Source organism: Leuconostoc sp. UCMA20149, assembly GCF_030400235.1.
Lineage (GTDB): Bacteria > Bacillota > Bacilli > Lactobacillales > Lactobacillaceae > Leuconostoc > Leuconostoc pseudomesenteroides.
This window is the reverse complement of record NZ_VJYC01000005.1, coordinates 1-15572: the sequence shown is the minus strand read 5'-3', so window position 1 is coordinate 15572 and position 15572 is coordinate 1. Positions and strand designations below refer to the sequence as shown.

General features: G+C 38.4%; 13 protein-coding genes. 2 read left to right on the top strand and 11 right to left on the bottom strand.

Going from position 1 to position 15572, the window contains the following annotated elements:
* Positions 1–18: 18 nt before the first annotated feature.
* From nusA to parE, 8 genes are all read right to left on the bottom strand, one after another.
* On the bottom strand, positions 19–1119 hold the full coding sequence (gene nusA, locus FF105_RS05445; RefSeq protein WP_010295227.1) for a transcription termination factor NusA: 1101 nt from the start codon (positions 1117–1119) through the stop codon (positions 19–21).
* A gap of 23 nt (positions 1120–1142) precedes the next feature.
* Positions 1143–1619, bottom strand: a complete 477-nt coding sequence (rimP, locus tag FF105_RS05440; RefSeq protein ID WP_010295229.1) for a ribosome maturation factor RimP — start codon at positions 1617–1619, stop codon at positions 1143–1145.
* 257 nt (positions 1620–1876) lie between these two features.
* Positions 1877–2146 carry a 30S ribosomal protein S14 gene (rpsN, locus tag FF105_RS05435; protein WP_004910882.1) on the bottom strand — a complete coding sequence of 90 codons (270 nt, stop codon included), beginning with the start codon at positions 2144–2146 and terminating at the stop codon, positions 1877–1879.
* On the bottom strand, positions 2146–2295 hold the full coding sequence (gene rpmG, locus FF105_RS05430; protein WP_002815032.1) for a 50S ribosomal protein L33: 150 nt from the start codon (positions 2293–2295) through the stop codon (positions 2146–2148). Before rpmG ends, rpsN begins: the two co-directional genes overlap by 1 nt.
* Before the next feature lie 161 nt (positions 2296–2456).
* Positions 2457–3365 (bottom strand): manganese-dependent inorganic pyrophosphatase, encoded by a 909-nt coding sequence (locus FF105_RS05425; protein WP_010296141.1) that lies wholly within the window; start codon positions 3363–3365, stop codon positions 2457–2459.
* A gap of 49 nt (positions 3366–3414) precedes the next feature.
* Complete coding sequence (parC, locus tag FF105_RS05420; RefSeq protein WP_010296143.1) at positions 3415–5853, bottom strand: DNA topoisomerase IV subunit A; 2439 nt, start codon at positions 5851–5853, stop codon at positions 3415–3417.
* A gap of 15 nt (positions 5854–5868) precedes the next feature.
* Complete coding sequence (locus FF105_RS05415) at positions 5869–7449, bottom strand: DNA/RNA helicase domain-containing protein (RefSeq protein WP_147651825.1); 1581 nt, start codon at positions 7447–7449, stop codon at positions 5869–5871.
* A gap of 174 nt (positions 7450–7623) precedes the next feature.
* Entirely contained in the window at positions 7624–9687 is a 2064-nt protein-coding gene (gene parE / locus FF105_RS05410; protein WP_010296146.1) for a DNA topoisomerase IV subunit B, read from the bottom strand.
* A 177-nt stretch (positions 9688–9864) separates the two neighbouring features.
* Here parE and plsY point away from each other — a divergent pair, with 177 nt between their 5' ends.
* Positions 9865–10482, top strand: coding sequence for a glycerol-3-phosphate 1-O-acyltransferase PlsY (gene plsY / locus FF105_RS05405; protein ID WP_010296147.1), 618 nt, complete (start codon positions 9865–9867; stop codon positions 10480–10482).
* Positions 10483–10488: 6 nt separating this feature from the next.
* Here the strand turns inward: plsY and dtd are convergent, their stop codons facing one another.
* The 3 genes from dtd to FF105_RS05390 form a co-directional block, all read right to left on the bottom strand.
* Positions 10489–10935, bottom strand: a complete 447-nt coding sequence (dtd, locus tag FF105_RS05400; protein WP_031941382.1) for a D-aminoacyl-tRNA deacylase — start codon at positions 10933–10935, stop codon at positions 10489–10491.
* Positions 10889–11509 (bottom strand): hypothetical protein, encoded by a 621-nt coding sequence (locus FF105_RS05395; RefSeq protein WP_010296159.1) that lies wholly within the window; start codon positions 11507–11509, stop codon positions 10889–10891. The genes dtd and FF105_RS05395 overlap by 47 nt, the downstream gene beginning before the upstream one ends.
* A gap of 103 nt (positions 11510–11612) precedes the next feature.
* Positions 11613–13850, bottom strand: coding sequence for a RelA/SpoT family protein (locus FF105_RS05390; RefSeq protein WP_290046398.1), 2238 nt, complete (start codon positions 13848–13850; stop codon positions 11613–11615).
* Between the two features lie 343 nt (positions 13851–14193).
* Here FF105_RS05390 and FF105_RS05385 point away from each other — a divergent pair, with 343 nt between their 5' ends.
* Positions 14194–15423 carry an MFS transporter gene (locus FF105_RS05385; protein WP_010296165.1) on the top strand — a complete coding sequence of 410 codons (1230 nt, stop codon included), beginning with the start codon at positions 14194–14196 and terminating at the stop codon, positions 15421–15423.
* Positions 15424–15572: the final 149 nt, after the last annotated feature.

Sequence of the window (15572 nt, the reverse complement as noted above, 5' to 3'; positions counted from 1 at the left end):
ACCATGTATCCTTTCAAATTATTCTTCGTCTTCGTCAATTTGTTTGTCGTCTGCAGGCTTTTGCGCTAATGTTTCTGCTGCTTCGCTTTCTGACTTGATATCAATCTTAAATCCTGTCAAACGAGCCGCTAAACGTGCATTTTGACCTTTTTTTCCAATTGCTAATGATAATTGGTTATCAGGCACAATGACAGTCACCGCGCGGTCATTTTCGGAATCAAAAATAACATCCGTTACTTCAGAAGGATTCAAAGCGTTCGCAATGTATTGCGCTTCGTCTTCAACCCACTCTACAATGTCCATGTTTTCGCCAGCTAACTCGTTGACAACGCTTTGAACACGTGCACCGCGTTGACCAACCATAGCGCCCACAGGATCTAAATCACCATCATGCGTGTAAACAGCGATTTTTGAACGATCACCTGCTTCACGTGCAATTGACATAATTTCAACCGTACCATCGTAAACTTCTGGCACTTCTTGTTCAAACAAACGCTTAACCAAATCAGGCGCTGTACGTGAAACGAAAATTTGTGGCCCCTTGGCATTGTTTTCCACTTTATTGACCAAAACCTTTATACGATCACCCATACGGTAACGTTCATTTGGCATTTGATCATTGGGGGCCATGACAGCTTCTTGATTGCCTGGTAAATTGACATATAAGAAACGCGAATCTTGTCGATCGACTTCACCAGTGATAATTTCGTTTTCATATTCAGCAAACTTATTATAAACCGCTTGACGACTGGCTTCACGCATTTTTTGAACAATCACTTGTTTGGCTGCTTGTGCAGCCATACGACCAAAGTCCTTAGGCGTGACATCGAACCGAATTTCATCACCAGCTTCGTAAGCTCTATTCAAAGCCAAAGCATCAGACAATGCAATTTCCGTTTCATCATCTTCAAGGTCATCATCTAAGACAACGTTTTTCACCTGCTTAATACTAATGTTACCCTTTTTATCGTCAAACGTTGCTTCAACATTATCGGCGGTGTTGTATTGCTTCTTGTAAGCTGCTTTTAGTGCGTCTTCTAAAGCATCCACAACAACCGAACGATCAATACCACGTTCTGCCTCAAGAGCATCAAGTGCATCTACTAATTCTTTACTCATTCGATTTCTCCATTTTTTACCGATTAAAACTGAACATCTAATATCGCTTTTGCTATCTCATCGAAAGTCAAAGGCAAATCACCATTTTCAGTTTTTAAGACTAAACCATCCTGATCAAGCGACTGAATTTTACCTTGCCACCTCTTTTGACCATTTTTATTGGTAAATAGTGATACTAATATGTTCTCGTTTGCTTCTTTTGCCCATTCAAAATGCCAATTTTCTTTCAATGGACGGTCAGCTCCGGGTGAAGAAATGTCTAACATGTATGCTTCAGGTATTGGATCTGGATCAACCGTATCTAATAATTCATTAACATCTTGTGTAAAAGTTGTTAACTCATCCATCGTAATAAATTCATGGTTAGGTTTGTCAATCAGTATGCGTAAAATCTTTTGACCACCTTCTTTAGTGATCGTCAAATCCCACAGCAAATCATCATGAGTCTTTAAAATTGGTGTGATCAAGTCTATAACAACTTGTTCCGTTTTACTGGTCATTTGCTTTCTCCTTTCGACTAAATTCAGACTACTATTTTTGGTACACATTTGAATACCTGTTCGTGTGTATTGACAGCAAGCGCTAATCTCATAAAAAATGAGCCGGCCTCTTTTTACAAAGTGACCCGCTCATTTACAATTGCTATGTAAATTAACTATATTAATTATAGCTTATTTATGAAAAAAATGCAAATTCACTGTTTGTTTTCACAAATAAAAAAGCCGCAAGCCGGCTTTTTAAAATAATATATAAGTGCTTACCAAGAAGCCTTACGCACACCAGGAATTTGACCTTTGTGTGCCAATTGACGGAAGTTCAAACGTGACATACCAAATTCGCGCATGTAAGCATGAGGGCGACCATCAATCAAATCACGATTGTGAACACGTACTGGAGATGAATCTTTTGGCAAAGCAGCCAAACCGATGAAATCACCAGATGCTTTCAATGCAGCACGCTTTTCAGCATACTTTGCAACTAAAGCTTCACGCTTTTGTGCCTTAGCAATTTTTGACTTTTTTGCCATTACTTAATCTCCTTAAATGTCACTACTTTACGAAGTTTTGGTGAGTACTTCTTCAACTCGAGGCGGTCAGGCGTATTACGACGGTTTTTAGACGTCAAGTAAATACGCTCACCAGTTTCATCATTTCCTAAAACGACGTGGATACGCATAATCCTTGCTCCTTAGTGTGTTTTCTTAAAAATTTTTATTTGCTTGTCAATACAAATAACTATTATACATGAACTATTGGGCACTGTAAAGCCCTTTTTTCTAACTTGACGAAATTTTGTTCGTAAAAGTTTATATCTCAGCTTAAGATGTTTAAAAAATCTTAAAATTGTTGCTCAAGTGGTGGGACAACTTGTTTTTTACGAGACACTACACCTGGTAAATCAATGACATTGCCTGCTAATTTCGCATTGAAGGCACTTTCAATGGCATCGTTTGCATCCCCTAGATAAATTGCTTTTGAATTAGAGTTCAAAATATCTGTAATGACAAACAAGAAGTCCTCGTAGCCTTCAGACTTGATGGCATCTTCAATACCCGCTTGGCGTGCCAAAACGTCATCAATATCAACAGTGTTCACTTGCCCAATGCGGAATTGGTGCCCAGCCATATCAAATGACTTTGCGTCACCATCAATCAACTCTTTATCAGTACGTGAAGAAAGGTCAGTCCCTGCCTTCAACAAATCTAAACCATACTTTTCATAGTCTTCAAGACCAGCTATTTCTGACAATTCTGACAAAGCAACTTTATCAGCTTCAGTGGTCGTTGGGCTTTTAAGCAACAAAGTATCTGAAATGACAGCCGATGCCATCAAACCAGCTATGTTAGCTGGAATTGTAACGTCATTATTTTTAAATTCAAAGTATAAAATAGTAGCTACTGAACCCCAAGGCTTAGCCACAATATAAAGTGGTGTGCTATTGGAAAAATTGAATTTATGGTGATCGTATATAGCTGCTACTGTCACATCAGCTAAATTATCAATTGATTGCGCTGCCTCGTTGTGATCGACTAAGACAACATCATCGGTATCAGCACTTGTAATGACGCGAGGTGCTTCTAGTTTAAAGTAACTCAAAGCGAACTTTGTTTCCTCGTTTGGTGTCCCTAGTGCAACTGCTTCTGTGTCCCAGTTGTATAGGTGACGCAACAAATGAGATGTGGCAATTGCCGAAGCAATTGTGTCTGTATCAGGGTTTTTGTGCCCAAAAACTAAAGTTTTAGCCATGAATTTTATATCTCCTAGATTAATATAGTTTCATTTTAACAAAAAATTGTCAATTTGTCGTTACCAATGTTAGCGGTGTCATTATCCATGGTGTCCCATTTTTATCAACATCTACAACATACTGACCATTTCCTATCCGTTGAGATGGTCGGTAATCACTCAATTGAATTTCTTGAACTTGATAGCGCGTTGTCAGAATCGACAGTGCAGTGACTGTCTCGTCAAAAATTGTTGCTGTTGCCACATGATAAGCTACTGTCTTCTTTTGAGTGAAAATCAGCAGTCCCTTGTTGGCACGCTTTGAACGGCTAATTTCAGAAACAGGCATATACTTAAACGCCCCATTTGTTGCGGCTATTGCAACTTTTTGTTGGTTATCAGTAATTAATAGTGCTGCTTTGATGGTGTCTCCATCACGCAAATCCATTGCCTTGACACCTGCCGTTCGCGCACCAATTTCCGGTACGTCAGTCAATGCAAAACGCAATCCCACACCATTATGAGATAGTAACAATACGTCCTGTTTAGCAACCTTATCAACATAAACAACGTTCACTAAATAACTCGTTTCCTGTTTTAGCTTAATCGCCATGGCTGACTTTTTCTTATATGATTTCGGCACAATATCTGAAACTGACGTTTGCTTAATATAACCATCATTGGCTACTAATAAGAAATCGCCACCTTGGTCAATATCCGTAAGTGCTATTGCTTTGATGACATACTCGTCACTCACCCAATTAGAAAGCTGCTGAGAAAAATGCTCACCAGTATCTTTCCATTTGGTATCAGGTAACTCATGAACTGGTCGATAAATGACATTCCCTTTATTAGTAAACATCAGCAAATGCGCCGTGGTATTGAGCGTTCCCTCAAATATTGTTAAATCATCATCCGCCAAGCCATTTTCGTTATCTGATGCTTTATATGAACGAATCGACGAGCGCTTGTAATAACCATTTCTTGAAACCAATACACGGACATCTTCTTCAGCAATCGTAACCGCTGTATCAATAACTAGTGTTTCAACCTCTGCCTCGATTTCACTGCGACGAGGAGAAGCATACCCTTTCGTGATTGCCGCTATTTCAGCACGAATCACATCTTTTAGTGCGCTCTCATCTGTTAAAATCAAGTTCAGTCGTGCAATTTTTTCATTTAATTGCGCAAATTCTTCCTCTAATTGCGTGACATCAGTGTTTGTTAGACGATACAACTGTAAAGTAACAATTGCTTCCGCCTGTGGTTGCGTAAATTGAAACTTGTCGATTAAGTTTTGCGTCGCATCTTTACGATTTTTTGAGGCACGAATTGTCGCCACAACCTCGTCCAAAATTGATAGCATGCGAATTAGGCCTTCAACAATATGTTGTCGTGCCTGAGCTTTTGCTAACTCGTATGCAGACCGTTTTAGAACAACTTCTTTTCGGAAATCCAAGAAAGCAGATAAACCGTCCTTTAGGCCAACGTGAACAGGTCGCTGATCGTGGATAGCGACCATATTAAAGTTATACGATATTTGTAAATCAGTCTTTTTGAACAAATACGTTAAAATACCTTCAGCATTCGCATCTTTTGAAAGTTCAATGACGATGGACATGCCTTCACGATCAGACTCATCGCGAACTTCAGCAATACCAGCAACTTCTTTATTGAGTCGAATAGCATCTATTTTAGAAACTAATGTTGATTTGACAACTTCATATGGCAATTCAGTAATTTCGATTTTTTGTTTGCCGCCCTTCAGCGTAGAAATAGCTGTTTTAGCGCGAACGACAATTTTGCCACGACCAGTCTTATAGGCTTTTTTGATACCATCCAAACCTTGAATAATACCACCTGTTGGAAAATCAGGACCTTTAACGTAACGCATTAATTGTGATAACGTTGCTTCTGGATGATCCAGCAGGTAAGTCAACGCAGCATTGATTTCTTTGAGATTATGTGGCGGAATCTCAGTCGCATAACCAGCAGAAATACCGGTCGCACCGTTGATAAATAGACTCGGAATACGTGATGGCAAAACTGTTGGCTCATAAGTGGTATCATCGAAATTCAACACCATGTCAACTGTCTCTTGTCCCAAATCAGCCATCATCTCACCGGCAATTTTGGATAAACGTGCTTCCGTGTAACGCATGGCAGCAGCTGGATCATTATCAACTGAACCATTGTTACCGTTCATATCAATTAATGGTTCACGCACTTTCCAACTTTGGGATAAGCGAACCATCGCCTCATAGATTGATGAATCACCGTGAGGATGAAAGTTACCCATCACATTGCCGACTGATTTAGCGGATTTACGATATGGATGATCATATGTGTTACCATCTTGATCCATCGCAAATAAAATGCGTCGTTGAACTGGCTTTAAACCATCACGAATATCTGGTAATGCACGTTCTTGAATAATATATTTGGAGTAACGCCCAAAGCGTTCTCCCATCACTGTTTCCAGTGATAGATCAGTTATACGATCTGCCATTTAACTTTGGTTCTCCTATTTTAAAAGTTCCACACTTCTTCTTAATAATGGTTCATTATCAACAATGATCAGCATTAACTTATTTTTTGCACGAGTAAAATTCATGATCCACATTTTATCTGAGAAATACGGTGTTTGTGAGCTCTTACATAAAACTGGTTTTCCATTTTTTCCATATACAAACATTTTATCAACGATCAAAGCAACATTCTCGAATTCTTGTCCAATAACATCATGAGTATTTAATGCCTCTGCACTCGATACATTAATATTATCAACATGCGTTACATTATATTTTGACGCTGTTAAATTTAGTATCTGGAATTCTTTCGAATATTGACTCAGAAAAATTTTTGCATTTTCTGCTTTAGTAAAATACTCAATTTTTATTTTATCTTTATCTACAATTTTCCTTCCCGCTTTCTTATCATATTTATTAAAGATTCCATGAATGAAATTAGCCAAACTTGTGTTTGTTCTTATCTTTGTACCAAGAGTAGCAATTTTTTTTGTTTCCAAAAATTCCGCAGCTCCACCTTCAGAATCTTTTTGTCCCAATACTTGTGCTGCATCGAAAAAAGGAATGACCGTTTTATCATTTTGTTTTTCTAATGCTATCAAAGTATCCCCATATATTCTCTGTGTTTCATCAATAATTACAACCTCATAGTCATTTGACAAGAGAATGTTTTTTAAAGATTTCACTCCATAAACTGATGTCCCATTCTCTCGTAATTGCAAAATACCTTTATTTTCTTTTGCCGCTAATATTAACACACTTTTTTTGCCCAAGTCCTGTGCTTTTTTTAGGACATCAAAAGCCATTAACGTTTTCCCTGACCCAGCAACACCAGAAATTGAAAAAACACCTTTCTTCTTAAAATCAACGGTTTTGGTCAAGAGATTTCCTATCTTATCAAATTGTTCCTGTGTTAATAAGTACTTATTACTCAAAAATCTTAAGGGTTGATTATAAGGTGAAACCAAGAAATTTTCAGGCATCAACATTTTTTCAAAGTACTCTTCTTTATCAAACGCTTCCTTGTTTTGCTTAGCAATCTCTGCTTCTGTTTTATAGTTGCCTGTTTTTTTTGGCCTTGGAACTGCTTCAATAACATTGGTAACTGATACTTCAATTAGTGTATTGTCATCAATTACCTGAAAAAATTTACTTTCGGAAGCAACAAACGTAAACACAGAAACATTATCAAACATTCTTAGATAGTGCTTAACAGCTTTTTGCTGACATTGAACTCTTTTTTTACCGCTCAACTCTTTTTCTTTATTATATTCAGGCCAATCATATTTCAATTCAATATCAACGATTGAATTTTTATCATCACTAATCTTTACAAGATCAATTTCTTGAGAAATTTGTGGTAGTTCATAGCCCACAATCCAATCTTCGAAAATATACGGCCTTTGATATCCTGAATCCAAAAACTCTTTTACCATTTGTGACAAGGACTTAAACTCATTTTCCCTGTGTATTTCAATTTGTTGCATTTCACGAAAACTATTCCAAAATTCTGTATCATTTTGACCTATATGTTCAAATGTATCAACAATAGATAGCAAATTATTCAGCTTAACCATAACTGCTCCTTAGAATAACTATACAAACAATCCTGACGCTTTTAATTATTTACTCCGAGTAAACTTGAACATTGAACGTCTTCACTAAATATATACAATACCACTATCGATATATTTTAATCCTTTATGTACATCAAACACAATAAAGTATTTGATTTCAAATTATTATTTGTATTATTTGGAAGTACCATTCTGCCAAGTCTTAATGACTGGTACATTTTTTTGTTCTTTAAATTTTGTATCAGTTTCATGATGACGGACTTTTTCAAAGACATCACTTGACTTAGTATCGCCTTCAACCGTATCCAAAATGGAACCAGCCTCATCCATTGTAAATTGGACATTAGCTTCAATCCAGTCGCGTCTTGGCTCAACTTTATCACCCATCAAAGTTGTTACCCGCTTTTCAGCAAGTACAGCGTCATCAATTTTGACACGAATTAGAGTTCTTGACTCAGGATCCATTGTTGTTTCCCAGAGCAATGATGCGTTCATTTCACCTAATCCCTTAAAACGTGTCAGTTCATAACGTGCCTCACGTTTGCTGGTAATTTGCTCTAATTCATCGTTGGTCCAAGCAAATTGATCAGGAATTTTTTTAGATGAATATTTAACGCGATAAAGTGGTGGCAATGCAATATATACGCGACCTGCTTCAATCAACGGGCGCATATATTTGTAGAAAAAAGTGAGTAACAAAGTTTGAATATGAGCCCCATCATCATCGGCATCAGTCATGATAATAATTTTACTGAATGCGGCATCATCTACTTTGAAATCAGCTCCAACGCCACCACCAATTGCATAGATTAACGTTGATATTTCTTCATTCTTCAAAATATCAGCTAATTTGGCCTTCTCAGTGTTCAAGACTTTACCACGTAAGGGTAGAATCGCTTGAAACTTACGGTCTCGACCTTGTTTAGCTGAACCACCGGCCGAATCACCCTCGACTAAAAATAACTCGTTCTTGTCGGCATTTTTTGATTGTGCTGGTGCCAGTTTACCTGACAACAAACGATCTTTAGCACCCTTTGATTTGCCAGTACGACTTTCGTCGCGCGCCTTACGTGCTGCTTCACGGGCTTCACGGGCTCTGATTGCTTTGCGAATCAAGCTCTGCCCAAAGTCACCATTCTCCATCAAGAAACGACCTAAAGTTTCATTAACAACCGCATCAACAATTCCACGAGCTTCCGGTGTACCTAGCTTATCTTTAGTTTGACCTTCAAACTGTAAGAATTGTTCTGGCACACGCAATGAAATAACGGCGGCTAAGCCTTCACGTACATCTGTCCCTTCCAAATTCTTATCTTTATCTTTCAACAAATTGACTTTTCGGGCATATTCGTTAAATGCTTTGGTCCATGCAGTTCGAAAGCCAACCTCATGTGTACCACCATCTTGAGTTCGCACATTGTTGACAAATGATAACAATGTTTCCGAATAGCCGTCGTTATATTGGGCAGCAACGTCAACAACAATACCTTCTTGCTCGCCCTCAAAAGTCATGACTGGTCCGATCGTTTCTTTGTCTTCATTTAAAAAGCCAACGAACGCTTCCAAGCCTTTTTCATAATGATATTCTTCAATGCGAACTGGATCTACTCGTTCATCTGTCAACGTGAATTTAACACCACTCATTAAGAAGGCAGATTCACGTAACCGCTCTGACAATGTTTCGTATTTATAAACTGTTGCACTAAATATCGATGGATCAGGCTTAAACGTTACCGTCGTACCAGAATGCGCTTTTGTTTTGCCTAAATCACGCAGTGTACCAACAGGATTACCACCATTCACAAAGTCTTCTTCCCATTTGTGTCCATCACGAACAATCGTTACTTGTAAACTTTCCGATAAGGCGTTCACAACTGATGACCCAACACCATGTAAACCACCTGATGTCGCATAGCCACCTTGCCCAAATTTACCACCGGCATGTAGGACGGTCAAAATAACCTCAGGGGTTGGTTTACCTGATTCATGCATACCTACCGGCATACCACGCCCAAAATCTTGCACAGTTATGGCGTTATTAGGATGAATGGTCACACGAATATCATTGCCAAAGCCACCCAGAGCTTCATCAACAGCATTATCGACAATTTCGTACACTAAATGATGCAACCCGCGACCGTCAGTTGAGCCAATATACATCCCCGGCCTTTTTCGAACGGCTTCTAACCCTTCTAAAATTTTTATTGAATCTGAATCATAATGATTTTTTTCTGGCATGTTTATTTATCCTTAAAAACACGAACCAGTGTTCGTGCGTTAATGTCAATCTATTTTATAATAGATTAAAAAATGTATTCTGACAAGTGGTAATATTTTAAAATTGATTAGTCATGCCATATACTAAGTGCTTTTATGGTAAACTAATAAATGGTTTTTAGTTAAAGGAGTTAAGTTATGTTAACCACCATTACCATGTTTATTTTGGCCTATTTATTAGGTTCTTTAGTGCCAGGCTATTGGGTCGGCAAAATTTTTTATCATAAAGACATTCGTGACGAAGGGTCCGGAAATATTGGCACAACAAATTCATTCCGTGTTTTAGGCGTTCGAGCCGGTATCACCGTTTTGGTTCTCGATCTACTGAAGGGAACGGCTGCTGGACTACTTCCCTTATTGTTTCACAGTAACATTAATCCAATGATAATTGGATTAGGGGCAATTCTAGGGCATACCTATTCATTTTGGATTGGTTTCAAAGGTGGCAAAGCGGTTGCCACTTCAGCCGGTGTGTTGCTAGCTTATAATCCGCCTTTCTTTTTAATGGTCTCTGCAGTATTCATCATCACTTTATTGATTAGTTCGATGGTCTCTCTGAGTTCTATGATTGGATTTGGATTTGCAACGGTGGTTTCCTTTTACTTTCATGATTGGATATTAACACTAGTTGCTATTGCATTAACTATTTTTGTTTTCTATCGTCATCGTAGTAACTTATCACGTATTAAAAACGGCACTGAAAGTCTTGTCTCGATTGGTTGGTACTATCACCACAAAAAAAGCGCTCAGAAATGAGCGTTTTTATTTGTGATCGGTGTCAAAAATAATTGTTACCGGACCATCATTTGTCAATGTTACTTGCATATCAGCACCAAATGTACCAGTTTCAACTGGTACACCGGTTTTCAATAAACGATCATTAAATAAGTCATACATCTTTTCTGCAAAATCAGGTGCACCGGCGTCAGTAAAACTTGGTCGATTACCCTTTTTGGTATTAGCGTACAACGTAAATTGTGAAATTGACAATATACCACCATTGATATCCTTAAGACTCAAATTCATATGGTCGTTTTCATCACTAAAAACGCGTAAATTGGTAATTTTACGAACAAGGTAATCAATTTCATCCTCTGTATCATGATCACTAATACCTACCAAGAGCACAAAACCTTGTCCTACTTGACCGGTTGGTTGACCATCAATTGCTACAACTGCTTGTTTGACGCGTTGCACTACTACTCTCATATTGTCTCCATTTAAGTATATCTTTTGTTGTTATCATGATACGTGAAATAGCATTTGGTTTCAAGCGACGTAAAAACAACGCAGCATGGACCGTTATCAACAAAGCATCCAGAGGGTCACTTTTAATCACATAAAAAATAAAGAACATAATAGCAGTTGGCGGCAACAAAAAAAGAACAAAAGCAATCCATAATCGTTCAAACCACCAATATTTCAAATCAACAAGTAGTTCATCTTTTTTAACTGTCAAGGGTTTTAATTGCGTTAAGTTATATTTTCCTTTTTGCCGACCAAAGTACCAAGCTAAAAATGGCAATCCAGCAGTTAAACATAAGCACAGCCACCATAAAATTGGCTGATGTATCACAAAATGAGGCAACGTGATAAAGCGATCAAACAGCCAATAGGGTGTCACTAAAATACCACTCACAATCAGTAACCAAAGTAACCATTTATCTGCCTTAGCTTCTGGCAAAACTTGAGGTGTGAAATAAACCTCGTGATGCCGCTTATCAACTAATAGCGTCCCCACTTTTCCCTCTTGTCTGATTGATGCCATTGTAATTAAATGCATAGTATGCTCTCCTAATATGCGCTATATTTTCAAAAAACAATATAGCACAAAAAAAAGACTTATCGCCTGATAAATCTTTTAATCTCACTACAAAAGGAACTCATTAATGAAATGCGCGTTCAACATCATATACTGAAGGCAGATTATTGAGCGCATCCATAATAACGGTTAACTGCTCAACATTACGCACGCCAATTGATAATGCCACTTGTGCCATGCCATTTTTTGTCACATGACCATTAACTGAGTTGACATATTTGGTACGCCCATTGACGCTCCGCAAAACATCGTTCAACAAACCATTGCGATTTTCTCCACGAACAGTTAGATCAGCATCATAATTAGGTTTCAAGCCAGAATCATCTTCCCATGCGACATCAACTAGCCGTTGTCCCTGTGCTTCAGCAGCACGAATGTTGGGACAGCCAAGGCGATGGACAGATATACCACGTCCCTTTGTGATATAACCTTTTACAGCATCTCCTGGCACGGGTGTACAACAACGTCCTAATCTGACCAACAAATTATCAACGCCTGCAATCACAATATCATCAGCAGAGGCTTTTTGACGTTTAGTAAATGCCGTTTCATCACGTTTAATGCCATGACCTTCTTCAAGCATTTCACGTTGCAACTCTTGTGCCGCTGCTTCTTGTTGTGCTTCTCTTATTTTTTCAGTGAGTTTATTGACAACACCAGGTAAGGCAACATCGCCAAAACCAATCGCAGCTAGCATATCATCAGATGAATGATAGTGCATTTTTTCGGAGACTTCCTGAATATTGTCTGCCGTTAATATAGCATTGACATTATAGCCACCATCTTTGATGCTGTTACTCAATAATTCTCGAGCTGCTTCAATATTATCATCACGATCAAGTTGCTTAAAATACTGCTTAATTTTATTACGAGCACGACGCGTTGACACAAGTTCAAGCCAATCACGACTTGGTTTGGCATTAGCTGAGGTAGTGATTTCAATAATGTCACCGGTTTTAATTTTATAATCCAGCGGCACAATACGACCATTAACTTTTGCACCTGTGGTTTTAATGCCCACATTTGTATGAATTGAAAAAGCCATATCTAATGGTCCAGCACCTTTTGCCAGTTCAAACACGTCTCCTCGCGGTGTGAAAGCATAAACACGATCCGAAAATAGATCGCCTTGCACGCTGTCCATAAAATCTTCAGCATTTTTAGCATTCTCTTGAAGCTCTAAGATACCTTGTATCACATTCAGCGTCTGTTCACTTTTATCTTTGACATTTGCCTCTTTATTAGAACCCTTATTTTGTTTATAGGCCCAATGCGCTGCCACACCAAACTCGGCAACTTCATGCATATGGTGAGTTCTAATTTGAACCTCTAAGGGGCGCCCACCAGGTCCAATAACAGTAGTATGTAAACTTTGATAGCCGTTAGCTTTCGGTAGCGCGATATAGTCCTTGAATCGACCAGGAATTGGGGTCCATTTAGAATGAATAGCACCTAACACAGCATAAGTATCTGGAATAGAATCGGTTAAAATCCGGACAGCTGACAAATCGTAAATTTCTTCAAACGCCTTGTGTTTGTCAGTCATTTTACGATAGATTGAATAAATATGTTTTGGTCTACCATAGACCTCGACATCTTGTAATTCCAACTCTTGAATCGCATTCTCGATTTCTTGAACAGCTTCGTTGACATAGCTAATCCGCTCATCACGTTTCATATTCATCAAGGAAGCAATGCGATGATATTGTTCAGGATTGATAAAGCTTAATGATAAATCTTCTAATTCCCACTTGATGGCACTAATTCCTAAACGATCAGCCAATGGCGCATAGATATCAAGCGTTTCATTGGCAATTCTCTTTTGCTTGTCATCACGCAGCGCACCAAGTGTCCGCATGTTATGCAAACGGTCAGCCAGCTTAACAATAATCACTCGAATATCTTTTGACATTGCCAAAAGTAATTTACGATGATTTTCAGCCAGTTGTTCTTGTGAACTTTGATATTGAATTTTACTAATTTTGGTTACGCCATCAATAATTTGAGCAATTGTGTCACCAAAACGTGCTTGGACATCCGCCAACGTGGCAGGCGTGTCCTCTACAACATCATGTAAGTAACCTGAAATAACTGTGGCGGTATCCATTTTTAATTCAGCTAAGATACCCGCAACTTGAATTGGATGAATGATGTAAGGTTGCCCTGATTTGCGCTTTTGTGTCTTATGCAAATCTGTTGCCCACTCATAGGCTGCTTTCACTTTTTCAGCATCCTCGCTTGACATGTATTCATTCACCATATCAAGCACTTCTTGTCCAGTATAATCTTTTGTTCTTGCCATATCATTACTCTGTAAGCGCACATAATATCACTTTTTGGCGCTCACTTCCCTTCATATAATCAGGAAGATACTTCACTATTTTTAAAACCGCAAAATACCTTAATAACGCTTTTTAAACGTACATCAATTATAATCAAAATTTAATCTATTCACAAGTCAAGGTTTAAAATGTGCACATTTTAACATTTAGGGATAGAATGGAATAATAGTTTATATCATTTTATAACACACTAAGTTAAGGAGGTCGCGTATCGATGATGTTACGTCTAAGGTTCACCCTTAACAACACATCGTTTTTAATAGTATTAATCGCTTAAATTTACTATTAATTCGCGTAATATTTATGTCTGAAAATTCTGAAAGTAATCTTTGGAAGCGTAATGTTTTTGTTCTCTGGTTTGGCGTCTTCATGACCGGAATCGCATTAAGTGAAGTAATGCCGTTTTTAGCATTATATATTGACACTTTAGGTGATTTTAGCAAAAATGAACTCACGTTTTATTCAGGTGCTGTTTTTGCTATAACGTTCTTGGTCACTGCAATCGTGTCACCATTTTGGGGAAAATTAGCAGATCGTAAAGGTCGAAAACTAATGATGCTACGAGCTGCGTTAGGAATGGCAATTGTACTATTTCTGATGGGATATGTCAGCAATGTTTGGGAACTATTCGCTTTAAGAGCATTACAAGGGGCCATGGGCGGTTTTGTATCTAACTCAAATGCTTTAATTGCCACCCAAACGCCCAAAGAGCATGCTGGTCACGCTTTAGGTATTTTGGTCACTGGTATGACAGCCGGCAATCTACTCGGGCCATTGTTCGGTGGTACACTAGCTTCACTTGTCTCCTATCGAATGTCATTTCACATCACGGGTGTGATTTTATTTCTGGTTTTCCTGTTGACGCTATTTTTAGTTAAGGAAGAACCTGTTAAAATATCACCTCGAACCGCTCGTGCTTCCACAGCACAACTCTGGCAAGCTGTTCCAAATAAACAACTTATTCTAGGTTTATTCATCACGACCATGTTAGTACAAACTGTGAATACGTCAATTAATCCCATCGTGAGTTTGTTTGTCCGTGAATTAACGCATAACGCTTCTAATACGACGTTCATCGCTGGTGTAGTCGCTGCCATGCCTGGTATTGCAACGGTTATAGCCGCCCCACAATTTGGAAAAATTGGAGATCGTGTTGGTACTGACCGCATGATTAAAATCGGGTTCATGATTGCCGTTGTTGCGTTTGTACCAACGGCATTCGTCACTAGTATTTTCATGCTAATGGTCTTTAGATTTATTGTCGGTATAAGCGATGCGACCATGTTACCTGCCGTGCAAACCATGTTAACTAAAAATTCGCCAATGGCCATGACTAGCCGAATTTTTAGTTATAATCAGAGTTTTCAAGCTGTTGGTAGTGTGATGGGACCTATGTTTGGCGCCTTGATTGCTAGTATGTTTGATTACCGAGGCATTTTTATCTTCAGTGCGCTACTAATTGTTCTCAATGCCATTTTATTTAACTTTAACGTCAAATCGCTCAAAAAAGATGAGAGTGCAACAAAAGCCTAAACATGTCATCTCATGTTTAGGCTTTTTTCTACCAGAAGTCAAGTGTTTCAATGCATTTAGCTTCTTTTTCTTATGATGCAATTGATAATAAAGTACTACTGAAATAAGCCGATGTCTTCACATTGGTTTTGCAAAATGTTAGGCTTATA

Bases quoted from the DNA above. Each gene is read 5' to 3' on its own strand.
- rimP (WP_010295229.1), bottom strand. From the start codon at position 1,619: ATGACCAGTAAAACGGAACAAGTTGTTATAGACTTGATCACACCAATT.
- FF105_RS05390 (WP_290046398.1), bottom strand. From the start codon at position 13,850: ATGGCAAGAACAAAAGATTATACTGGACAAGAAGTGCTTGATATGGTG.
- parE (WP_010296146.1), bottom strand. From the start codon at position 9,687: ATGCCAGAAAAAAATCATTATGATTCAGATTCAATAAAAATTTTAGAA.
- FF105_RS05415 (WP_147651825.1), bottom strand. From the start codon at position 7,449: ATGGTTAAGCTGAATAATTTGCTATCTATTGTTGATACATTTGAACAT.
- nusA (WP_010295227.1), bottom strand. From the start codon at position 1,119: ATGAGTAAAGAATTAGTAGATGCACTTGATGCTCTTGAGGCAGAACGT.
- dtd (WP_031941382.1), bottom strand. From the start codon at position 10,935: ATGAGAGTAGTAGTGCAACGCGTCAAACAAGCAGTTGTAGCAATTGAT.
- FF105_RS05385 (WP_010296165.1), top strand. From the start codon at position 14,194: ATGTCTGAAAATTCTGAAAGTAATCTTTGGAAGCGTAATGTTTTTGTT.
- parC (WP_010296143.1), bottom strand. From the start codon at position 5,853: ATGGCAGATCGTATAACTGATCTATCACTGGAAACAGTGATGGGAGAA.
- plsY (WP_010296147.1), top strand. From the start codon at position 9,865: ATGTTAACCACCATTACCATGTTTATTTTGGCCTATTTATTAGGTTCT.
- rpsN (WP_004910882.1), bottom strand. From the start codon at position 2,146: ATGGCAAAAAAGTCAAAAATTGCTAAGGCACAAAAGCGTGAAGCTTTA.
- rpmG (WP_002815032.1), bottom strand. From the start codon at position 2,295: ATGCGTATCCACGTCGTTTTAGGAAATGATGAAACTGGTGAGCGTATT.
- FF105_RS05425 (WP_010296141.1), bottom strand. From the start codon at position 3,365: ATGGCTAAAACTTTAGTTTTTGGGCACAAAAACCCTGATACAGACACA.
- FF105_RS05395 (WP_010296159.1), bottom strand. From the start codon at position 11,509: ATGCATTTAATTACAATGGCATCAATCAGACAAGAGGGAAAAGTGGGG.